Annotated in this window: 21 protein-coding genes; 6 read left to right on the top strand and 15 right to left on the bottom strand. The window is 36.6% G+C overall.

Going from position 1 to position 21,793, the window contains the following annotated elements; translation table 11 throughout:
• The first annotated feature begins 199 nt into the window (after nucleotides 1–199).
• Nucleotides 200–385, top strand: coding sequence for a hypothetical protein (locus tag ACTWQM_RS05840; protein WP_443257247.1), 186 nt, complete (start codon nucleotides 200–202; stop codon nucleotides 383–385).
• Between the two features lie 97 nt (nucleotides 386–482).
• Nucleotides 483–1,367 (top strand): peptidylprolyl isomerase, encoded by an 885-nt coding sequence (locus tag ACTWQM_RS05835; RefSeq protein WP_443257246.1) that lies wholly within the window; start codon nucleotides 483–485, stop codon nucleotides 1,365–1,367.
• A gap of 44 nt (nucleotides 1,368–1,411) precedes the next feature.
• On the opposite strand, the gene ACTWQM_RS05830 is transcribed toward ACTWQM_RS05835, so the two are convergent.
• From ACTWQM_RS05830 to ACTWQM_RS05795, 8 genes are all read right to left on the bottom strand, one after another.
• On the bottom strand, nucleotides 1,412–1,609 hold the full coding sequence (locus ACTWQM_RS05830; RefSeq protein ID WP_443257245.1) for a sporulation YhaL family protein: 198 nt from the start codon (nucleotides 1,607–1,609) through the stop codon (nucleotides 1,412–1,414).
• A 248-nt stretch (nucleotides 1,610–1,857) separates the two neighbouring features.
• Nucleotides 1,858–2,022, bottom strand: coding sequence for a hypothetical protein (locus tag ACTWQM_RS05825; RefSeq protein ID WP_443257244.1), 165 nt, complete (start codon nucleotides 2,020–2,022; stop codon nucleotides 1,858–1,860).
• A 58-nt stretch (nucleotides 2,023–2,080) separates the two neighbouring features.
• Entirely contained in the window at nucleotides 2,081–3,028 is a 948-nt protein-coding gene (gene yhaM, locus ACTWQM_RS05820; protein WP_443257243.1) for a 3'-5' exoribonuclease YhaM, read from the bottom strand.
• A gap of 295 nt (nucleotides 3,029–3,323) precedes the next feature.
• A complete protein-coding gene (locus tag ACTWQM_RS05815; RefSeq protein WP_443257242.1) occupies nucleotides 3,324–3,875 on the bottom strand; it encodes a GbsR/MarR family transcriptional regulator in 552 nt (183 codons plus the stop codon).
• 84 nt (nucleotides 3,876–3,959) lie between these two features.
• A complete protein-coding gene (locus tag ACTWQM_RS05810) occupies nucleotides 3,960–6,926 on the bottom strand; it encodes an AAA family ATPase (RefSeq protein ID WP_443257241.1) in 2,967 nt (988 codons plus the stop codon).
• A gap of 1 nt (nucleotide 6,927) precedes the next feature.
• Nucleotides 6,928–8,163, bottom strand: a complete 1,236-nt coding sequence (locus ACTWQM_RS05805) for a metallophosphoesterase family protein (RefSeq protein WP_443257240.1) — start codon at nucleotides 8,161–8,163, stop codon at nucleotides 6,928–6,930.
• An 869-nt stretch (nucleotides 8,164–9,032) separates the two neighbouring features.
• On the bottom strand, nucleotides 9,033–10,280 hold the full coding sequence (locus ACTWQM_RS05800) for an ABC transporter permease (protein WP_443257239.1): 1,248 nt from the start codon (nucleotides 10,278–10,280) through the stop codon (nucleotides 9,033–9,035).
• Nucleotides 10,273–11,172 carry an ABC transporter ATP-binding protein gene (locus ACTWQM_RS05795; RefSeq protein ID WP_443257238.1) on the bottom strand — a complete coding sequence of 300 codons (900 nt, stop codon included), beginning with the start codon at nucleotides 11,170–11,172 and terminating at the stop codon, nucleotides 10,273–10,275. The genes ACTWQM_RS05800 and ACTWQM_RS05795 overlap by 8 nt, the downstream gene beginning before the upstream one ends.
• Nucleotides 11,173–11,254: 82 nt before the next feature.
• Here ACTWQM_RS05795 and ACTWQM_RS05790 point away from each other — a divergent pair, with 82 nt between their 5' ends.
• Nucleotides 11,255–11,440 (top strand): YhzD family protein, encoded by a 186-nt coding sequence (locus ACTWQM_RS05790; RefSeq protein ID WP_443257237.1) that lies wholly within the window; start codon nucleotides 11,255–11,257, stop codon nucleotides 11,438–11,440.
• Between the two features lie 113 nt (nucleotides 11,441–11,553).
• Here ACTWQM_RS05790 and ACTWQM_RS05785 read toward each other — a convergent pair whose 3' ends face one another.
• Both ACTWQM_RS05785 and ACTWQM_RS05780 read right to left on the bottom strand, forming a co-directional pair.
• The gene (locus ACTWQM_RS05785; protein ID WP_443257236.1) at nucleotides 11,554–12,324 is read right to left on the bottom strand and encodes an enoyl-CoA hydratase; all 771 of its coding nucleotides are present in this window, start codon (nucleotides 12,322–12,324) and stop codon (nucleotides 11,554–11,556) included.
• A 309-nt stretch (nucleotides 12,325–12,633) separates the two neighbouring features.
• Complete coding sequence (locus ACTWQM_RS05780) at nucleotides 12,634–13,005, bottom strand: YlbF family regulator (RefSeq protein WP_443257235.1); 372 nt, start codon at nucleotides 13,003–13,005, stop codon at nucleotides 12,634–12,636.
• A gap of 154 nt (nucleotides 13,006–13,159) precedes the next feature.
• Between ACTWQM_RS05780 and ACTWQM_RS05775 the strand changes: the two genes are divergently transcribed.
• Together ACTWQM_RS05775 and ACTWQM_RS05770 are read left to right on the top strand one after the other, a co-directional pair.
• Complete coding sequence (locus ACTWQM_RS05775; protein WP_443257234.1) at nucleotides 13,160–14,050, top strand: PucR family transcriptional regulator; 891 nt, start codon at nucleotides 13,160–13,162, stop codon at nucleotides 14,048–14,050.
• 363 nt (nucleotides 14,051–14,413) lie between these two features.
• A complete protein-coding gene (locus ACTWQM_RS05770) occupies nucleotides 14,414–15,511 on the top strand; it encodes an ABC transporter ATP-binding protein (protein ID WP_443257233.1) in 1,098 nt (365 codons plus the stop codon).
• A 130-nt stretch (nucleotides 15,512–15,641) separates the two neighbouring features.
• Here the strand turns inward: ACTWQM_RS05770 and ACTWQM_RS05765 are convergent, their stop codons facing one another.
• On the bottom strand, nucleotides 15,642–15,845 hold the full coding sequence (locus tag ACTWQM_RS05765) for an alpha/beta-type small acid-soluble spore protein (RefSeq protein ID WP_209478983.1): 204 nt from the start codon (nucleotides 15,843–15,845) through the stop codon (nucleotides 15,642–15,644).
• Between the two features lie 531 nt (nucleotides 15,846–16,376).
• On the bottom strand, nucleotides 16,377–17,762 hold the full coding sequence (gene fumC, locus ACTWQM_RS05760) for a class II fumarate hydratase (RefSeq protein WP_443257232.1): 1,386 nt from the start codon (nucleotides 17,760–17,762) through the stop codon (nucleotides 16,377–16,379).
• Nucleotides 17,763–18,101: 339 nt separating this feature from the next.
• Between fumC and ACTWQM_RS05755 the strand changes: the two genes are divergently transcribed.
• Nucleotides 18,102–19,016 carry a zinc dependent phospholipase C family protein gene (locus ACTWQM_RS05755; protein ID WP_443257231.1) on the top strand — a complete coding sequence of 305 codons (915 nt, stop codon included), beginning with the start codon at nucleotides 18,102–18,104 and terminating at the stop codon, nucleotides 19,014–19,016.
• A 133-nt stretch (nucleotides 19,017–19,149) separates the two neighbouring features.
• On the opposite strand, the gene ACTWQM_RS05750 is transcribed toward ACTWQM_RS05755, so the two are convergent.
• The 3 genes from ACTWQM_RS05750 to ACTWQM_RS05740 all read right to left on the bottom strand — a co-directional run bounded on the left by ACTWQM_RS05750 (nucleotide 19,150) and on the right by ACTWQM_RS05740 (nucleotide 21,778).
• On the bottom strand, nucleotides 19,150–19,974 hold the full coding sequence (locus ACTWQM_RS05750) for an MBL fold metallo-hydrolase (protein WP_443257230.1): 825 nt from the start codon (nucleotides 19,972–19,974) through the stop codon (nucleotides 19,150–19,152).
• Between the two features lie 339 nt (nucleotides 19,975–20,313).
• The gene (locus ACTWQM_RS05745) at nucleotides 20,314–20,466 is read right to left on the bottom strand and encodes a hypothetical protein (RefSeq protein ID WP_443257229.1); all 153 of its coding nucleotides are present in this window, start codon (nucleotides 20,464–20,466) and stop codon (nucleotides 20,314–20,316) included.
• A gap of 13 nt (nucleotides 20,467–20,479) precedes the next feature.
• On the bottom strand, nucleotides 20,480–21,778 hold the full coding sequence (locus ACTWQM_RS05740; RefSeq protein WP_443257228.1) for an MFS transporter: 1,299 nt from the start codon (nucleotides 21,776–21,778) through the stop codon (nucleotides 20,480–20,482).
• Nucleotides 21,779–21,793 lie beyond the last annotated feature (15 nt).

Below are 21,793 nucleotides of genomic sequence, written 5' to 3'. Positions count from 1 at the left end.
TAAGTCAGATCCCTTTTTGGTTGTGCATAGAAAACTGTAATAAGTGTAATCCTTATTAGCACATATCCAGTAAGAACGTATTTATACTATCCTTACAGCTACGAATTAAACCAATTAATACTGTTCATGAGGACGATATTTTGATACAGTATTAAATATGAATTATGTATGTTGTATGTTTGTTAAGGGGGTTTTCCGTATGAGTATTCTTTTTCCTGTTTATGCTGTGTTTATATTATTAATTTTTAATTCTTTAACACATCAATTCTGCATGAAAATGGAAATGAAAGAAAGAAAGCAATCTACAGTATTCCGTGTCATTAATATCATGGTTCTTGTATTGCTAATAACTTCTTACGTAAAAGTGTTGATTGTAGTAACCTAAAATATAGATAATCACTACCTATTTTTTTGGCAAAAAAAGTGTTATATTAATGAATAGTTTAAAATTATTGAAACAAATTGATTAGGAGTGTTCACACATGAAAAAAATAGCAATCGCTGTCACACTATCAGCTAGTGTTCTGGGCTTAGCAGCGTGTAATTCAGATGATAGTTCAAAAGTAGTTGCAGAATCAGGTGCAGGAAACGTTACAAAAGAAGAATTTTACCAGGAATTAAAGGATAGTCACGGTGCAAGTGTACTGCAGCAACTGGTGACAGAAGAAGTACTAAGTAACAAGTACGATGTCTCCGAAGAAGAAGTTGATAAAGAGCTTCAAAGTGTTAAAGATCAATTAGGTGACAGATTTCAGCAGGCTATACAGCAACAGGGATTTAAAGATGAAGAAGCCTTCCGTAAGATGCTCCGTCTCAGCCTTCTTCAAGAAGCAGCTGTAGCAGAAGATATAGAGATTACAGAAAAAGAGCTAAAGGCACAATATGAGCGTAAGAAAACGGAAGTACAAGCACAGCATATTTTGGTAAAAGATAAAAAAACTGCTGAAGAAGTTAAGAAAAAGTTAGATAATGGCGGCGATTTCGCTAAACTGGCCAAAGAGTATTCCACAGATAAATCTAATGCAGAAGATGGCGGAAAACTTGGATACTTCTCAACTGGTAAAATGGTACCAGCATTTGAAGATGCCGCGTACAGTATGGATGTTGGTAAAGTAAGTGATCCAGTAAAAACCCAGCATGGTTTCCACATTATTAAAGTGACGGACAAGCGTGAAAAAGAAAAAGATATCGGTTCATTTGAAGAAAATAAAAAAGATATTCGTCGCAGTATTTTAAATCAGCGTATGGATCCGCAAAAAGCAAGAGAAAAAATTAATAAATTAATTGAGGATGCTAACGTTGATATTAAGGTAGAGGGATTAGAGGATATTCTTAAACAACCTAAGACAGGCAAAGCTCAAGGGTAAAACAAAAACGGCTAGTCCATCACTGAATGGATTAGCCGTTCTTTTTATTGGGATACATGTTGCTCCCTATCCTGTTTATGTTTACGTTCTTCTTCCATACGTTCCATGTAGACCTTGCCTTCACGTTCAATAAATTGGTGTTCCAATTGTTTTTCTGCACGCATTGCCCTAAAAGCCATATAGCCACTAAGAAATATAAAAATAATCATCATAAAAACCCACCAAGGTACTCCAACTATCAAGATTAGCCCTCCTTGTCCATCATCTATCACATATATATGAACAAAAGACCAAAAAAATGACCTATTTCCTCTAACAGGGTCCATTTCCTATCACAACATTTGAAATGACAACTATAACACACTCGCACTCGATCGTTTAAAGTGTATTTATTTCCTGACATAGTCGAGATCCCGTGATTTGGCGGATCCTGATTCCGCTATTTCCTGAAAAACACCTATTTTAATCGTGGAACGTAATCCTCATTCCGCTATTCACCCTTTTCAACCACATTTCTAGTTGTTATTGGATAAATAACGGAACCAGGATCTGTTTTAATCTTCTGTAACGTCCCTTTCACCCATTTAGCGGAACTACGATCCACTTCACAAGTTGATATCACATACCGTTCCTTTGAGTCCTTTATTTTATGCATACAAATTAATGGTCATTTTTCAATGTTTGTGATAGGAAACGGAATCCATTATGTTCCTTTAATTCTCCTCGAAAAGTGGTTTATAAAATGCTCGATTATCCATCGCAAACATTCGTTCTGTAAATTCTCCAGGTTTAACTTTATCTAGAGAGCGATTTAGCATATTCATTTTAGCATCTATTAAATCGATTAAATGTAATAGCTCAGCTTCTCGAACTAAAGGGGGTTTAGGACTTCCCCATTCTGCCTTTCCATGATGAGACAACACCAGATGCTGTAGAATTAAGACTTCTTCACCTTCAATTTGGAGCTCTTTAGCTATATGACCTATTTCCTCAACCATCATTGGTATATGACCCAGCAATTTCCCTTCGATTGTATAGGAAGTTGTAACAACACCGGATAACTCTTTAAGTTTACCAAGATCATGTAATATAATGCCCGCGTACAGTAAATCTTTGTTTAACTCCGGATATAATTTATGGAGCTCTTTTGCTAATGCAAGCATGCTTACAATATGATGTGCTAAACCTGATACATATTCATGGTGATTTTTCGATGCTGCTGGGTAGGTTAATAGTGCCTCCTGATATTTTTTTATAAAAGCACGAACGATACGTTGCATAGACGGATTTTTCATTTCAAAAATGGTTTCAGTTAATTTCTCCATAAGCACTTCTTTTTCTACTGGAGCTTTTGCAATAAAGTCAGATACTTGTACACCATCAGTTGATTGTGCTGGCCGGATAGAAGTAATTTTTAATTGTGACTTCCCCCGAAATTGGTTGACTTCCCCAGTAAGTTTAACAATCTGTTCTGGTACAAATATCTCCTCATCTTCTTTATTGGTATCCCAGAGCTTTGCCTCTATTTCCCCGGTTGTATCACGTAAAATTAATGTAAGAAACGGTTTGCCGTTACTTGTAACTCCACGTGAGGATTCTTTTATTAAAATGAAATTATCAAAAGAATCACCAATACTAAAATTCCCTATTCCGTTCTTCATAATAATCCTCCCCGTAGACCAAAAAGAGACCGACAAAGGCATTACAATGTGTCACGCCATTTCTATGTCCATCTCTTTTCGGTGTTTTTTATTTAGGTTTTGTTACTTTTAATCTGCACAATTGATATAATGCTGAGACGCAAAGTTGAAAAATAATATAAGTGCTGTGGCACCGCTACGGAAATACACTACGCGCACCTTTGGGCAACGCTTCAGATTCCTCTGAAGCCATTGCTTCGACGAACAGAACCGGTCTTAGCCGGTGACCCGCTGGAGTCTTCGTGTATTCCTTTCTTTATTTATCATTTTTGGGAATGTACTCAAATATCTTCCCTGATTCTATTAACTGTATAACTTGCATGAGCCACTCATAATAATTTCGTGCATACTGAAGCCGTTCAATATCCTGATGAATTTTCTGCTTTAAATCCTCATCATCCGTTTCTTCTAAAATAGCGTTCAGTTCTGATACAGTTTCATCAGCCTCTTCAATATTTGTTTCTGTATGATGGCGCCAGCGATTTCCGAATAATGATGTAAATGACTTATACCAGTCTTCTTCTGATTGGTATAAATCTTTTCGTATCCCTTTTTTAAAAGTAGATTCAACCATTTTCATATCAGATAATGCACGAACACCAGTGGACATACTTGTTTTACTCATAACTAATGCCTCGCGCATATCATCCAATGTCATTGGCTGATTGGAAAAATATAAGACACCATATAAACGTCCTACAGAGGAAGTAATTCCATATAGATTCATGTTTCTGGCAATCACCTGAATAAACTTTTCAATTGTCTCTTCATATTTTTCTATATCGTTTGGGCTGTTTTTATTAGGCAATGGATTTCCCTCCAACTGCATTATTCATCCGAAAACAATGTCAAATTCTGACTCAGTAATCTGAAAATAGTTTATCATTAATAACTAATTTATGCGAATAGAATTTCTCAATTTAATCACATTTGTATTCGCTGTTAAATCCATAACATCCCTCTTACATGTGAACAGAATAATTTGCTGGTTGGTGGCAACGTCAGACAGCATCTCTATTATCCGCTTTGTACGGTCCAAGTCAAAGTGAACAAAGGCGTCATCAATTATAAAAGGTAAACGATGCTTTTCGCTCATTACATCACTTATACCCAAACGCAATGAAACATATAGCTGATCTATGGTTCCTTGTGATAATTCCTGGGCTTCATAGCGTATACCATCAACCGTTTCCACCTGAAATGGGATATTGTCTTCTGGAGCATAGATATGTTTATATTTGTTTGCTGTTAATACTTTAAAATAAGCCGTTGTCTTTTCAATTACAACTCCCATATATTTATCACGATAATCACGCTTCGTTTCAATTAGCATTTCTTTAGCAGTTTTATAAACTGACCATTCTTCTGCTAATTTTTCTAATTGCTCCTGCTCCATATTATAACGATGCAATACTTCTGAATGTGATTCAGAGGACTCCATATTTGAAAGGTCTGCATCAATATCTGCACGTTCCTGGCGCATCTGGTCGATTTCATTTTCAAGTTTGTCTATCTGTGCTGTAATTTGTTCCTGTAACACTTCCAGTTCATTTTCCTGAATATCCTCTTGTTCTAATAAGGCTTTATATTCTTCTTTATTCGGCAAAATTCGTGCAATCTGTTCGGCTAACTGTTCCAGTTCCGCTTCATGTTTTTGCTTTTCTTCCAGTTGTTTTGCCTGTTTTAGAAATTCATCCTCTGTTTCTGTCTTAGCAAAAGCAATTAATCCGGCTATTTCTTGTTCATATACGTGCATTTTTTGTTTCGTTTCTCGTTGTTCATCAACATTCTCACTAATCCAAGTTTCATATTGTTCTACTAATCTAAATACATTTTGATGTTCAGTCAAGAAACTCTCTATTTCTTCAAGTTTTTGTTCAACTGTTTGATTCGTCTCCCAATTTCTTTCCTGGTAAAAAACAGATAGCTGTTGATAAAAATTGTTCATTTCTTTCTCTAATGCAGTATATTGGCTTTTAAATTGTTTTTTTTCACGATCAAGGCCTATTAACTTTTTCAATGTATGGAAAAACTCAGGCCAATACATTATCTCAATTTGCTTTAGTAATGGATATTGCTCATGCTGAGAAATCACCATCTCATTTATGCGATCTTTCTTTTGTTGTAAACCATTCTTTTTTTCTTCCCACTGCAACAATTCAATATCAATCGACCGCAGCCGGTCCTTTAGAGAAGCTAACTCATTTTTCCTTTGATTATTTGTTTCAAGTAGTTGTTCTGCCTTCAACCTTTCCTCATCTGTTACACGGCTGGAAATTTTCTCCCTATGTTGCAGCATGCTTTCCATTTCACGCATTGATTTCCCGCTGACGACCTGCTGAATAATCCCACCAGCTAGAATTAAAGCTGAAACACCGAATAATGCTTCCTGCCCCTGAACAAATGCTAAAATAACCACAAGGATTGCAGTGACAACACTCGCTGTCAGCAATAACTTTGTACGTTTTTCTTTCTTTTCCTTTACTATCTTCCAGTTTTTCTGTTGCTCAATTGTATCTTCTTTTGCTTTCTTTAAATACTCCTGATGTTGATAATCATTGATACGTTTCGTTAACTCACTCATCTGGTTCTCGCGCAGGAGTGAATCAGTAATTTCGGACTGTTGGCTGGCTAAATAGTCCTTGTTTTTCTTTAACTGCCTGTACTCGTCTTGTATATGTTCCTCAGTTATCTTCAGTTGATCCATATCATTTTTAAGCTGATTCCACGACTTTTCAACATGAAAGGGCAGGTTTATTTCGGTTAAATTCTCAGGTGTAATTCCAATATTTAATTGATCTAATTCTGTCTGAATTTGTATATCCAGTTTCTTTATTGACTTAGCTTGCTTATCTAGTTCCCTTTTATTCTCTATGTATTGTTGTTTTTGCTGAATTAATGCTTCTGCATTTTCATATACAAAATCCCCATATAAACTGGCTTTTAGCGAAGCTTTCTTTTCTTCATACTTTTTCTGATTGTCCTGCAGCACGGATAATTCACTTTTTAACGGCAATAATCTTTCCTTCAATGTTTCAAAACGCTCGACTCCATTCTCCGGAAACTTTATATCGTCAGGGAATGCAGTGAGGTGTTCCATCTCGCGTTGATATGCCTTAATACTTGGAAGGGCCTGCTGTTTCTTCCCTATACGAATGAGCTCCTCCTTAGCCCTTCTTAATTCTTCCTGATTCCTCTCCATAGTATTAGAAATAGCTGACACGTTTGATTTTTTATCTCGATAAGTAGCCTCAGTCTCTTGGTAGGACTGTAAAGTAGCGAATAAGTCATCAAGCGTTTCCAATTGCTGATTAATTTCAGGTTTCTTCCCGAAAGGTTTAAAAAGTTCTCCAATTTTATTTTCCAACTGCTTTTCAATAGCATGTATGTTTTTAGAACCGGTTAATCCAACTCCAAGCAGCACTTCACCAAGTTCATCTTCCTTCATGTTTCGTATATTGATTAAATCAGCAGCAGAAAATGAAAAAATAGATTGAAACGTTGCCTGTGTCATACCGTTCAGCCGTTCCTGCAGCCAATCCTCTCCATAGGATTGACCATCTGCCGTGTAACATATAGCTGCTCCGTTTTGTACTCCATCAATTCGTTCAATCGTAAATTCACCATAGTCATCATCAAATAGGGTTAGTCTTCCACCCATTTTGCCGCTTGTTTTGGGCCGAAAATATATCCGTTTTTTTGGAGGTAATCCGAATAGCATAAATAATATAAAATGCTGTAATGTAGATTTACCGGATTCATTCTCACCATATACGCATACAAATGATTCATTTGAAAAGTCAATCGAGTCATCCACCCATTTTCCAAATCCATAAATAGTTGCGTGTCTTATTTGCAAATTAATCACCTCCATTTTTTAAAAGTTCATGGACAAGCATATGTTTCGCTTTTTGTTTAATGCGCATTTCGTCTTCATTAGTCATTGTATCCATATACTTTCTTGCCTGTTTATGCTGATATAATTCCTTTAAATACGACTGGATGGATACATCATCAAAGTGGCGAATGACTTCCCCTACAAAGTGCTCTCCCTGTGCAAGTTCTTTATCTATCGAAAACAGACGCTCGACCTGATAACGGAAAATATATTTCCAGTTTGCCTGATGGAGGATCGTTTCGTTGACAAGCTCAATTACTTCATCCATCATTTGTTCATCGTCCCAATTTTGCAGATTATCCTGGTTGCTTTTTAATAGTAACTGAAGTAGTTGTGGCCCCGAATTCTTTGTACATTCATTTATTTCATTCTGAATTTTTGTTTCCAACTGATGAGGTTCACTGCAATCAGAAACATCAACAGTTAAAGCATTATATTGAAGGGACTGCAGCGGCATAAATGTCATTGTTGTATCTGTTTCGGATAATACAACATGGTAGCAGCCCTTTTCTCCAGTTTCTTTACGGTTCCGCCCCTGAATATTTCCAGGGTAGACAATAGGAGGGCTCTCTTTTAATACTTCCCGTTGGTGAATGTGGCCAAGAGCCCAATAATCAAAGTTTCTTTTAGTTAAATCCGATAAATAAAATGGTGCATATACATCGTGATCTGTATTACTGTGCAAACTTCCGTGAAGCATGCCAATATGGAATGGAACTTTTCCCGAAATTCGCTGATATTCCTTCGTTTTTTCTTCTAGTACTGCTCGATTTTCATAGCTAAATCCATAAATAGCAGCGGATGGATCATTATTTTTCTCAAACGTAAAATGAGATACTTTTTCATTAGGAAAAATAAAAACATTATCTGGGTATGTAACAGGATGGATATTGCCATTGATAAAATCATGATTTCCATAGGATAAATAAACATTTATGTCATGGCGCCGTAGCTCTTCAAAGGCTCTGCGCAAGCGCACCTGTGCTTTTAAGCTTTGTTTTTCATTATCAAATAAGTCACCAACAATCAGCACAAAATCAACCTTTTTATCAACTGCTGATTGAACCAGTCTATCTAATGCATCAAATGTACTGTTTCTTACCTTCTTAAAAATATGTTCCGGAATATGTGCAAGCCCCTTGAATGGACTATCCAAATGCAAATCTGCCGCATGAATAAATGAAATTTGTTCCGCCAAACGATCACCTCTTTTTAAAATAACTCTTTATTTTCATTTTACCAAAAATTATTTGCGAATGCACGTTCGTATAAAGGTCAATTAAAATTAAGTCTTTGTCTCTAGTTGATATAAATACGATGTAGTGTGGGAACAACCGGTTCTCATAACCTAGTTAAGTGAGACCATGGCAAGTAAAACTGCGAAAGTACAGGCTTGAGCAGATGTTGCATTGGTGACGGAGTGATGCAAAAAAACTTCACTATGTCGCATTTATATCTAACTCAACTTTCGGAGCGTAATATTAACGCATAAACCTTGAAGGAATAAGAAAATCTGAAGATACACTACTTGAGTTGACCTTGGATCAACTGTACGTATTTGATGTAAAGTGCGAACTAACTGCTGGAGTAATCTTTATAAACTCTCGTCCCGCCGTCCGCTCACCCGGACTAGTGTATGGTGTCACACAATTATTCTATAGCAATTCCTATTCCAATCAACAGCGGAGGAAATACACGTAGACTCCTGTGGGAGCTGTGGCCTAGATAAGACCACGCAGCGACGTAGGAGCAAGAAGGCCCATAGCCGCCCTAGGTGCGCGAAGTGTATTTTCGGAGCGGTATAATAGCACTCAAACTTGTTAAAAATTAGTTCGCAGTTTATATATTATGTGTACAAAAAACTTCTATCAATGTTGTCAAGTCAACAATAAAAAACGTTCTGAGTTTATCAATGATAGCCATTTGAGCCTATTCTATAGATGCGAAAGTTGAGTATCTACTAACACCAAATAAATCCGAACCAATTCGAAATATATTTCAAGAATTTCGAATAATAGTTCGGATTTTACTTTGACTAAAACACTTTTGTCCCAGCCTCTTTCTATACTATTCTTTCTTGGATAGGGCTATTGCCTTTTTCACATCCTTAAGTGAGCTTGAACGGCCGTACATTAAGACCCCACCTTTATAAACTCTTGCACCAATTGCAGCAAAGAGTAAAATTGTTGCTACCAGGATCCCTATGGATAACGCGACTTCCCAAATCGGAATATCAAGCATGCCAACACGCAGGAACATGAGCATCGGTGCGAAAAATGGAATATAGGAAGTTACCGTAACAAATGATGAATCCGGTGCTTCAAGCCCAAACATAGCAATAAAAAATGCAATCATGACCAAGAATATCATCGGCATTATCATTTGTTGGACATCCTCTGTTCTACTTACAAGCGAACCTAGCATGGCAGCTAATGTTGCATACAGTAAGTATCCAAGCAGGAAAAATACAATTGCATATATGTACACGGAAGCGGACGTGTTTTGAATTCCAAAGTAATCAAAAACGCCTCCAGTTAGCTCATTTTGTTTGGACATAATAAGGGAATAACCTACGCCGATAATGATTCCAACCTGCGTCAGTCCCAACAGTGCAATACCGATAATCTTCGCAAACATATGGGTAACTGGTGACGCGCTTGAAATTAAAATTTCCATAACACGTGAGGACTTTTCAGTAGCGACATCATTGGCAATCATCGTTCCATATGTGATTACGGATATATACAGTAGGAAGAGCATGACATAAACAATTCCTCTTGCCTGATTCAATTCTTCTGCAGTTTTTGCACTATCATCTAAAGCAACTTTATTAAAGGTTACAGGTGAATAGATTTCGGTAATTGTTTCCTGATCAACACCAGCTTGTTGTGTCGCTGCTGCCACCTTTAATTGCTGAAGTTGCTGCTGAATAACTGACTGTTCCCCTGCTTCAGCAATATTATTGGCAAAGTAGGTTGCTTCAGGCAATCCTTCATCGGTTAACGCTAATGATATTAACGCGGCATATTCTTCTTCCTGTACAGCGTTTTTGCCATCTTCTTCTGCGCCATCAAATGCAATCAGGTCCATCTCATCTGTTGATCCTTCAACACTTTCCTCCAGTGGTGTAAATAACTCTCCTGATTCATCGATCACAGCAATTTCGGCTTTGTCTCCAGAGAATGTTTCCATGATCGTCTGGATGTTAGAGATGGCAACAATGAACACTAACGAAATAATGGTACTGATTAAAAATGATTTTGTTTTAAATTTCGTCATATACGTATGTGATAAAATAATCCAAAATTTATTCATAGGAAGCACCTACCTTCTCAATGAAGATATCACTTAAAGTTGGCTCTTCAAGTTCAAACTTTCGCACAAAGCCTTTTCCATGGAGTGCTTTAAATAGTTTCTGTGCAACTTTCTCACTCTCAATCTGAAGCTCACAGCCCTCTGCCACAGCTTTATAGTGCAGAACTCCGGTATAGTCCTTCAGGAAGTCTACTGAAAAGTCTGCATGGACAATTAAATTCTTCTTTCCAAACGATTTTTTGATTTCCCGGAGTGATCCCTGAACAACTGGTTTTCCTTTATGTAGGATACATAAATGTTCACAGAGTTCTTCCACGTGTTCCATCTGATGTGATGAAAAGACAATGGATGTTCCTTGTTCCTTAAGGTTTACAACAGCTTCTTTTAACATTTCAACATTGATTGGATCCAAACCTGAAAATGGTTCATCAAGAATAAGCAGTTTCGGTTTATGGATAACAGCAGAAATAAATTGGATTTTTTGCTGATTTCCCTTTGATAGCTCTTCTACCTTTTTATCCATATATTCTGGTACTTTAAACCGTTCAAGCCAGCCTTCAAGCTCTGTAACCACTTCGCTTTTACTCATACCACGAAGTTTTCCAAGATAAATTAACTGATCACGAACCTTCAGCTTAGGATATAGCCCTCGTTCTTCAGGTAAATACCCGATTAAGTGACTTTTATCGTAGCTGATTGACTCTCCATTCCATGAAATGTCGCCTTCCGTAATATCCAATAGCCCAAGTACCATTCGAAAAGTAGTTGTTTTACCCGCACCATTTCCACCTAAAAATCCAAACATCTCTTTTTCGGGAATTTTGATGGAAAGATGGTCAACTGCAGTGTTTTTACCAAATCGTTTCGTTACATCATTAATTTTTAATGTCAAATTTCTTCTCTCCTTCCCCGTTTTATGATACGTTTACATTATCTAATAGTTTCATAATTTTTAATTTTAGGAGGAACCTAAAATGCGAACTTACGTATTAACAGTCTTTGACAAATCCGGGGAAATATTGCTTGATGAGTCCTTTGAGGCTGCCAGTAATGATGAGGCTAAAAAAATTGGCCAAGCAAAATTAGATGAAGAAGGTTACAGTGAACATACACATCGCTGTGTATCGCCTGATGCAAAATTAGTTTTATTTCACAGATAAACCACTATTCATTCCTACAATCGAATCCCAGCGTTAAACAGGTGGCATTAAAAATAAAATGTTTTTAGTGCCACCTGTTTGCATTCAAAACCGATTGTAATAATAAGAACAAGTTATCGTCCAATAAATGAAGGTTTACGTTTTTCTGAAAATGCACTTACTCCTTCCTGATGGTCTTCCGTATTTCGAAGTGCCCATTGTGACTTTCGCTCAGCTTCCATATAGGAGATTAATTCTTGCTCATTTCTTTGATGATACATCTTTTTGGTTTTCAGCATTGCCACAATTGGCGCAGCTAACATCTGGTTGGCCAACTCGGTTGCGTGATCGATGGCTTGCTTATCCGTAAGCACATCTACAAGACCCATTGCTTTTGCTTCAGGCCCTGCTAATTGCTGCTTACCCCAGATAAATTGTTTTGCTTTATGTGTACCAATACGTTCGCGCAACAGGAAGTGTCCACCTCCATCAGGTGCTAACCCGATTCCTATAAATAGCATTCCAAGCTTGGATTCATTTTGAGCAACAACATAATCTGCCGTTAACGCAAGACTTAAACCTAAGCCAACAGCTGACCCTTGAACAGCTGATATAACAATCTTAGGCATCATGTACAACTTTAAAGCAATTGCTTCAATGGTCTTCATTATGTTTTCATAATAATTTTTATCAGCAAATTCCGTCATCATGCTAATGTCTCCACCTGCACAAAATGCTTTTCCATTCCCACTAAGAATAACAATTTTATCGTCATTTTTTTCAATCTGCTCCAGCACATCAAGTAATTCCATAAGCATATCTTTATTAAGTGCATTGTAGCGGTCAGCACGATTTAAAGTAACGTAAGATATATTACTCTTGCTTTCGAATAAAACAGTACTCATCACAGTATCCCCTTTTTCAAAAAATTTCTATCATAATATATTATTCGCCACCTATAGACAAAATCCTTTTAAAGAATGGTGTTTTGATAAAAATCCTAAACTGCAAAACAGACTAAGGCGTAGTAGACCACGCATCCGGAATATACTTGCGAATCTAGAGCATCAAATGATTTAGAAATCCTGTTATCCTTCACTATGCAGATTTAAGATCCAGTTATTGATATAACTGAAATTCACGGAGACTCATGTGGGTAATAACCCTATAAATAACAAAAGCCCGCAACATTTAAGATGCGGGCTTGTACTTAATTATTGGTTTGATTCGTTTGATTCTTCTTCAGAAGTTCCATAAAGTTCTTCTAATGGCTTCGTAATAATTTGGCTCACTTCATTGATTACAAGGTTTAAACGCTGCTCTTGTTCCATCAATTTCGAAATGTCTTCATGCTGTTGTACTGTTTCTACAACTTTACGAGCTTGTTCTACTTCTTCTTCAGAGATTTCCTGACCTTGCATTTGTTTTTCCTGTAATTCCATTTGTGTATTTCTGAAATTATCAAACATTTGCTTGGCAGATTCATCACTCATTACTGCATCATATGCTTCTTTTAAACTTTTGAATTCATCACTTTCACGAATTGACTTTTCTAGATCGTACGCACTATCATAAATATTAGGCACGTTATATCCTCCTTCATTTTCTAACTAAAATAACTATAACAAACGTTTTGACACATGTATACTATTTTAAAAAATAGCTAAAAATGCAAAATTGAATTTTCCATTCAATGTTACTGCTATAATGGAAAAAACCCCTATAGAAAGAGGCGTTTTCATGATTGAACAACTACGTGAAATTTTTTCGTCATTAGTATTATATAATGATATATCTAACAGTAACCAATATAACTATAAATGGTTTATGACAGACAGTGGACAGGTTATCGGCATTGAAAGAAAAGAGCTTACTGAAAAGGATACAACTCTTTTACATATCTTCCTGCGTCCCTATAATGTTTCCATCCCCCAGATGACTGCAGAAGAACAGCAATGGAAAACTTATATAAGTACCGACACAACTGATAACACGAATTCATTAACATATCGGTTTATTTATTTTTCGTTTCAGCCATTTCAAATTGAACCTGAATCTTTTAAAGAAGCAATAAATGAATTTTATGCCAGACAGGTTCCAGTACTTTTTGAGAATGACCATGAAGGAATTATCGTAGAAACAAACCCAAAAGATGCCATATCATATGAACAAATAATCGACGTACTAATGAGTGACTTGTACGTAAAGATTAAATTTTTTGTTGGTCCATATCTATACTCATTATCCTCAGCCAAAAGGTATCACCAGATATTATTAAACGGAGCTGGTTCCACCTTTGCTTATTCCGACAAGACTGTATCCACCTATATTGATGCTGTTCCATTTTTATTTATTGATCAAATAGGAAGTAATACACGTGCTGATATAATTGAGTCTGTGTTAGGTGAAACGGTACTCGACAAGGACCTGTTAAAAACGATTGAAATGTTTATTGCTTGTAACTTAAATGTGTCAGTTGCCGCAAAAGAATTGTACATGCACCGGAATAGCTTACAATACAGGCTTGATAAATTCACCGAAAAAACTGGTATCGATATTCGGCAATTTCACCAGGCCATGACAGTACAACTTGCCATAACTATAAATAAAAAGCTCATTAAGGAAACCTAACGAGTCTAAATGAGGATCCGTCAAATAGTCGAGGCGGATCCTCGTTCCGTTAAAATAAGCCTTAGCTTGGAAATTTTATTGCTACTTACCCCTTGCAACCAAACGGTCACAGACTAATGGTAACTGATTCGTAATATTTAGTGTGGAATAATACTCGTTTTCCGTGAGCCACCAGCCGTCCTAAGATACGTACAGAGTTGTGTCATAGCACACAAGTATTTTTCACAATACGAAAGTCTATAAATTGAAAGAAAAAGTGCACAAAAGAATTCAAATTCTTTGTGCACTTTTTCCATTTACGGCTGGACTAGTTATTAGCTACAATTATGTTATAAAAACGTTTACATAATTGGAGGAGAAATAATGGCTGAATTACGTTTGGAACACATTCAGAAATCATATGACAAAAAGGCAATTGCTGTAGATGACTTTGACTTAGAAATTAAAGATAAAGAATTTATTGTATTCGTCGGACCTTCTGGCTGTGGAAAATCAACAACTCTAAGAATGATCGCTGGATTGGAAGAAATTACTGACGGGGAACTATATATTAATGATAAGAAAATGAATGATGTTGCACCTAAAGATCGTGATATAGCAATGGTATTCCAAAACTATGCATTATATCCGCATATGAATGTATATGACAACATGGCATTCGGGTTAAAATTGCGTAAGTTTAAAAAAGATGAAATAGAGCAACGTGTTAATAACGCCGCTAATATCCTGGGCTTAGAGGCATACCTGGACCGGAAACCAAAAGCATTATCTGGTGGACAGCGCCAGCGTGTAGCATTAGGCCGCGCAATTGTACGAGACGCGAAAGTATTTTTAATGGATGAGCCTTTATCAAACCTTGATGCAAAATTACGTGTGCAAATGCGTGCAGAAATTCAGAAGTTGCATAAACGTCTGCAAACAACAACTATTTATGTAACACATGACCAAACTGAGGCGATGACAATGGCTACACGCCTAGTTGTTATGAAAGACGGGTACATCCAACAGGTTGGGGCACCAAAAGATGTTTATGACAAACCGGAAAATATTTTTGTTGGAGGATTTATAGGATCTCCTTCCATGAACTTTTTAAGCGGGATATTGAAAGATGGCTTTTTCGTAATGGAAGATACAAAAGTTAAAATTCCTGAAGGTAAAATGAAAGTTTTACGGGAACAAGGTTATATTGATAAAGATGTTACACTGGGTATTCGTCCTGAAGATATTCATGATGAGCCGCTTTTCATTGACTCAACTCCAGATACAAAAATAAAAGCTACGATTGAAGTAGCTGAATTAATGGGTGCAGAGTCATACCTATATTCGAAAGTAAATGAGCAGGATTTTGTTGCGCGCGTTGACTCTCGATCTGATATTAACGGTGGTGAAGAAATTGACTTAGCATTCGATATGAATAAGGTTCACTTCTTTGATACGGAAACTGAAAATCGCATTCGTTAATAAATTTGTGGGTATAGTTATAAGCATTAATGAAAATAATACCAATTGAGGCTAAAATTTAAGAGGGAAGTCACAAAGACTTCCCTCTTAACTATTGATTCTTTAAAGGGGCATCCCTTTAAGCCATAGGTTATTTAGGTTGTTGTCCACTGAACTGCTGTTGTGCAGATTGCACTAAGCGTTTAGTAATTTCACCACCAACAGAACCATTTGAACGTGAAGTAGAGTCTGGACCTAATTGAACACCGAACTCTTGTGCAATCTCAGTTTTCATCTGATCAAGTGCCTGTTGTACGCCAGGTACTACTAAGTTGTTTGAGTTGTTATTAGCCATGTTATCACCTCCTGTAAGCATAGTTTTAGCAGATTCACAAAACTTATCACAAATTACTGTTGGTAATTGTTGCTTAAAGAACCAGATAAGTGATGTCTGCAAATATAGATTAGAAAACTTGACCTATCACCAACTTTTAACGCAGATGAACCTTAGTTGCACTTATGTAGTAAGAAAGTATTTATACTTTGTATGTAAATACCTCTCTAACTTGATTTTCAGCGGTCACAGGAGAGCTATTTCTATATAAAAGTAACCTTCTCGAAGTTATCCGGACACAGAAGCTCTTATTTCACATATATCATGGTTATTTGACTGTATTTATGTGAAATAAGGTCTCTGGTGTCCGCAAACACCACCATTTTTGTGATTTCTGCCAAATAAGGTCCCTAATATCCGCAAAACCTCAAATTTGCTTTATAAAATAATCTTCATGTTAGTTGGCGGCTGCGCATTCAGCAGACATGGTGATTTTCTTAACTGCCAATTAAAAGAGCTCATTACATCGTAATGAGCTCTTTTTAATATAAGTTATTTTGGATATGTCATCTCTTTTGGATTTACATATTGTTTAAATTGTTCTTCGGTTAGCAACCCTAATTCTACCGCAGTCTCTTTTAAAGTTGAATTATTTTCAAAAGCTGTTTTAGCAATTTTTGCTGCGTTTTCATAGCCGATATGTGGATTCAATGCCGTAACAAGCATTAGCGAATCATTTAAGTATTTTTCAATTTGTTCATGATTTGGCTCGATACCTTTTGCACAACGCTCATCAAATGATAGCATGCTATCTGAAAGAATTTGGCAGGATTGCAAAAAGTTATAAGCAATTACAGGCTTAAATACATTTAACTCAAAGTTACCTTGACTTGCCGCAAATCCAATTGTTGCATCATTCCCCATTACTTGGGCAGCAACCATTGTAACTGCTTCGCTTTGCGTTGGATTCACTTTACCAGGCATAATCGAACTTCCAGGTTCATTTGCCGGAATTGTAATTTCACCTATTCCACAACGTGGTCCACTTGCTAACCAGCGTACATCATTGGCAATCTTCATCAGATCTGCTGCCAATCCTTTTAGTGCGCCATGTGCATGGACTGTTTCATCGTGACTTGTTAGTGCATGGAACTTATTAGGTGCTGAAACAAAGTTCTTCCCTGTAATTTCATTAATTGCTTCACAAACAGCGTCAGAAAAATCAGGATGGGCATTCAAACCCGTTCCAACAGCAGTGCCGCCAATTGCCAGTTCTTTTACATGATGAACACTCTCTGTAATCATGACTTCTGATTTTTCCAGCATACGGTGCCAGCCACTTACTTCTTGGCCTAATGTTAGTGGTGTAGCATCCTGTAAATGGGTGCGACCAATTTTTACAATGTCCTGAAAGGCATCCATTTTAACTTTAAATGTATCTTTTAATGTTTGCAGTGCTGGAATAACTTTATCCTCCAGCTTCAAAACAGAGGCAATATGCATTGCTGTAGGATATGTATCATTCGAACTTTGTGATTTATTAACATCATCATTTGGGTGAAGTTTTAAATCACTGCCCTCATCTTCAAGCCACTTATTGCCCGCATAGGCAATTACCTCATTTACGTTCATATTTGACTGTGTACCACTTCCGGTTTGCCAAACAACCAATGGAAAATGGTCATTTAACTTACCATCGATAACCTGATCTGCTGCAAAGCCAATTGCTTCTGCTTTTTTCTTATCAAGCAACCCCAAATCACTATTCGCTTTCGCTGCACTTTTCTTCAGAATAGCAAATGCTTTGATAACTTCAGTTGGCATTTTTTCGTCACCTATTGGGAAGTTTTGTTTGCTTCGTTGTGTCTGAGCTCCCCAATATTTTTCAGCTGGTACGTTAATTTCTCCTAGCGTATCTTTTTCTACACGGTATTCCATGTCTGTTGCCTCCTTGTATAACATAATCATATCTTTTACCATTGTAACAAAATTAAATGAAATATTGTTAGCTTAACAATAGCAGAAGTCACAATATAGTCCATATTTTACTAACAATTACAGTTGCTTTCATTTATAATACTATCAAAGGCTATTTAAGCAGTTGAGAAAGTATAATCCTTTCTTACTGTATAAACACAACGAAGGCTCATCAACATTAAAGCTTAGCCATAAGCCAATTTTTCTAAAATTGAAAGACTCTATAGAATTGCAGTTACTATACATTAATGAGCAGAAGTCTATCTTCTATATGCGTCTTAATGTAAGGAGGATTTCACTATGCCAAATATTTGGACACATATACTCTTTTGTGAAGATGTTGTGGATACAATCAAAAATCCATATCCATTCACACAGTATGAATCATATATGAAATTAGGTGCACAAGGGCCAGATCCATTTTTCTATTATAATTTTTGGCCTTGGATAAAAGAAGAACCCGTTCATGATATCGGAATGTTTCTACATAAAGAAAATTGTGGAGCATTTTTGATGGATTTAATTGAGCAGGCAAAAAACATGGACGGATATGTTCAAGCTTATGTGTTTGGGTTTGTCACACACCATATTCTTGACCGTAATGCGCATCCATATATTCATTACCGCGCTGGCTATGAAGGAAGTAACCATCAAAAGCTTGAAGTACTCATTGATACATTGATGATGGATAAATATCATAATTTAAAAACGTGGAAAGCACCAGTATATAAAGAAATCGATATTGGACATTCATTTAATGAAGCACTAACTAATTTACTGCATTTAACGATTAAAAGACATTACCCAGAAGTTAATTGTAATTCAACTTCCTACATCCAAAAAGCTTACCGGGATATGAAATTGGCACTAAAATTGTTAGCCGATCCATATGGTTGGAAAAATGTACTACTCAAACCATTAATTTCATCTTACTCACATCAGCCAGTTAAAAATAACGTGGATTATTTAAATTTACAGCATACAACTTGGTACCATCCAGCAACAAATGACCCTTCTTCTCAAAGCTTTATTGACCTGTATGAACAGGGACGAACTGAAGGTATTGAAATCATGACAGAAGTACTTTCCTTCTGGCAATCCAGGGATGATTCTGCCCGGAATAGTCTGAGTGAATTAATTGGTAATGTTTCATATGATACCGGAAAACCACTTGAGTTAAACCTAGAAAATAAATATAGTGAACCAATTGTATAAATAGTGGTGCAAGTCCCGTTTTAGCGGATGGATAGCACCTTACATCGCGGTTGAATCAACGCTATCGGACGAATTGGCTTACTTAGCCGACCTTTCTTAATCTTTGTTAAATAATGATTTATTAATTTTAAATCTACGGTGAATTTCTTATATGTTCTTGAATAACCGAGCTTATAATATGCAAAGAGTCCCATTCTCCCAAAGAAAAAAAGGTGATGGGATATTTTTTTGGAAAAAGGGTGCTGCTAATCTGCCTTGGTGACAGCCCATCTTCATAAAATTTAATAATTTTCCCTTGAAGGTCTAACAAATAATCCAATTTTCTTTGTAAAGCAGCACGTCCATCCTCAAAATAGCCGGCATGGCTGCAAAACACATCCTCAAAATTATAGGTTAATACTTTTTTCAAGGAATTAATAATGGTTGGAATGCTTTCCTCACGCAAAACGACCTTTGTTCTTTCCTTGCAATATAAATCACCTGTGAAAAGTTGACCGGTTTCACGATTTAGAAATGCTAAATGGTCAATCGCATGGCCAGGTGTTTTAATAACATCCCATGCTGCATTGCGAGATGAAAAAGTTTCTCCAATTACTTCTGCATGAAAAGGACTACGCTTACCCCAAAATAATTTTCGGTACATTGGAAAATCTGGCTTCTCTTTACAATAATCAAGCATAATACCATTCATATACACTGGCAGTTGCTGCTCTTCATGCAAAAACGCTGCACAGCCTGTATGATCTTCATGATAATGCGTGATTACCACCTGATCTATATCTTGTTGTTTGAAAAATGGTTTAAATTCCTTTTCTAAAGATTTTGCACCCGTATCAATTAAAACGCCATCCACAACGAAACAATGAACATTTAATTTTATCCCTTTAAATGCCACTGTACCGTTTCCCATTTGAACCGCGTTTATCGTCTGTTGTTTGAAGTCTTTCTTAAATAACATAGTAAAAACTCCTCGCACCCTCCACTTTGCTAAACTATAACACAAAATGAATGGCTATTCATTCACTGATGATGATTAGAATTACTTGGTTTTCGTTAAAAATCGTGATTGGCACATATGGCTGCGACTCCAGCAGGAATAGCATGAACCATTAATCCGTAGTACCAGCACGTAGAGACTCAGCAATGCGGAAAGTGTCCAAAATCAATAGGCATAGCATATTTAAAAATAGTTTAGATTTACTGCTATTCAACAGCTAAAAAAGGACGTCCAGGTAGGTATCAAAACCCTAGACATCCATTCAGTCACTAATCACAGTCTCTTCTTCTAAAAGGATCTTTATTTAAACAACTTCCCTAACAATTTTCCGGTTCCTTTTCCTGCTATCCTTCGTCCGACTCTTTTACCTACCTTGCCTTTCTTAACAGCATTCACATCTCCCAGAATTTTAGCAAGCCCATATAACAATTTACGGATATTATTAATGCGCATTAATTTCCACCTCTTACTGTGGTTTGATATCGATTTTTTCAGACTGATTGGTATGGCGCTTAGCTTCCAACACTCCCTGGTCAATATTTACAAACCGTAACAAAACAATTCCTACAATAAAGAAAATGACAAGCGAAATGATACCAAGTCTGCTGGATCCTGTTAACTGTCCTACGATTGCAAACAGGAATGGTCCAAATATAGCTGCAAATTTTGCCGAAATTCCATAGAAACCAAAGAACTCTGCATGTTTATTAGCCGGTACCATCCGTCCATATATCGATCTGCTGAGCGATTGCGCCCCACCTTGTACTAACCCAACACAGACTGCCAATAGATAGAAATGCAGAGCAGATGACATAAAATAGCCCAAAATAACAATACCAAGATAAGCATATAACGTTATATACAATGCCTTTTTGGCTGTTATTTTTTTCGCCAGCCAGCCAAAGAAAAACGTACATGGAATGCCGACAAATTGCGTGATTAATAATGCAGCAATTAATGAATTCGAATCGATACCAATATCGCGTCCATATATAGTTGCCATTTTTATAATGGTTGAAATTCCATCATTGTACATCCAAAAAGCTAATAGAAAGATTAATAAATGCTTGTATTGCTTAATTTCCTTAAATGTATTTGTCACCCTTGAAAATCCAATCGTTACATAAGACCGATCACGTTTTGGTGTTACTTTTTTCTCTTCCTTAATATTTTTAAGTAGTGGTAATGAAAAGATAAACCACCATATTCCAACCGTTACGAATGAAACCTGGCTTGCGACCGTTGCGTTTGGCATACCGAACCAGGAATACTTAAGTATCATTAAAATATTTATAGCTAGTAAAACGCCACCACCAATATAGCCGAAAGCAAAGCCATAGGAAGAAATTTTATCTATATCATCCTCATCAGCTATTTCCGGTAAGAAGGCATCATAAAATATATTTGCACTTGAAAAGCCAATTGTTCCAATGATTAATAAAAGAGAAGCAAATATGTAATCTCCTTCACCTACAAAAGCTAGTAAGATACTTGCGATAATCCCCATAAAAGCAAAAAACCGCAAAAATTTCTTTTTAGCTGCTGAAAAGTCACTGATTGCTCCCAAAAACGGTGCCATCACGGCGACAATCAGTGCAGCAATTGACTGGGAATATCCCCAATAACTATCTGCAAGTGATTGGTCTACACCTACTGCTGCAACATCATAGTAGAAAACTGGAAGAACTGCTGCCATAATCGTCGTTGCAAATGCTGAATTCCCAAAATCATACAGCATCCAGCTAAATACAGTCTTCTTTCTCATGTGAATTCCCCCCTG

The organism is Virgibacillus sp. L01, assembly GCF_052246775.1.
GTDB lineage: Bacteria > Bacillota > Bacilli > Bacillales > Amphibacillaceae > Lentibacillus.
This window is presented reverse-complemented; position numbering and strand designations above follow the sequence as displayed.

Coding starts and splice junctions, on each gene's coding strand:
- ACTWQM_RS05840 (WP_443257247.1), top strand. CDS start 200: ATGAGTATTCTTTTTCCTGTTTATGCTGTGTTTATATTATTAATTTTT.
- ACTWQM_RS05835 (WP_443257246.1), top strand. CDS start 483: ATGAAAAAAATAGCAATCGCTGTCACACTATCAGCTAGTGTTCTGGGC.
- ACTWQM_RS05825 (WP_443257244.1), bottom strand. CDS start 2,022: ATGCATAAAATAAAGGACTCAAAGGAACGGTATGTGATATCAACTTGT.
- yhaM (WP_443257243.1), bottom strand. CDS start 3,028: ATGAAGAACGGAATAGGGAATTTTAGTATTGGTGATTCTTTTGATAAT.
- ACTWQM_RS05800 (WP_443257239.1), bottom strand. CDS start 10,280: ATGAATAAATTTTGGATTATTTTATCACATACGTATATGACGAAATTT.
- ACTWQM_RS05790 (WP_443257237.1), top strand. CDS start 11,255: ATGCGAACTTACGTATTAACAGTCTTTGACAAATCCGGGGAAATATTG.
- ACTWQM_RS05785 (WP_443257236.1), bottom strand. CDS start 12,324: ATGAGTACTGTTTTATTCGAAAGCAAGAGTAATATATCTTACGTTACT.
- ACTWQM_RS05775 (WP_443257234.1), top strand. CDS start 13,160: ATGATTGAACAACTACGTGAAATTTTTTCGTCATTAGTATTATATAAT.
- ACTWQM_RS05770 (WP_443257233.1), top strand. CDS start 14,414: ATGGCTGAATTACGTTTGGAACACATTCAGAAATCATATGACAAAAAG.
- ACTWQM_RS05765 (WP_209478983.1), bottom strand. CDS start 15,845: ATGGCTAATAACAACTCAAACAACTTAGTAGTACCTGGCGTACAACAG.
- fumC (WP_443257232.1), bottom strand. CDS start 17,762: ATGGAATACCGTGTAGAAAAAGATACGCTAGGAGAAATTAACGTACCA.
- ACTWQM_RS05755 (WP_443257231.1), top strand. CDS start 18,102: ATGCCAAATATTTGGACACATATACTCTTTTGTGAAGATGTTGTGGAT.
- ACTWQM_RS05750 (WP_443257230.1), bottom strand. CDS start 19,974: ATGTTATTTAAGAAAGACTTCAAACAACAGACGATAAACGCGGTTCAA.
- ACTWQM_RS05745 (WP_443257229.1), bottom strand. CDS start 20,466: ATGCGCATTAATAATATCCGTAAATTGTTATATGGGCTTGCTAAAATT.
- ACTWQM_RS05740 (WP_443257228.1), bottom strand. CDS start 21,778: ATGAGAAAGAAGACTGTATTTAGCTGGATGCTGTATGATTTTGGGAAT.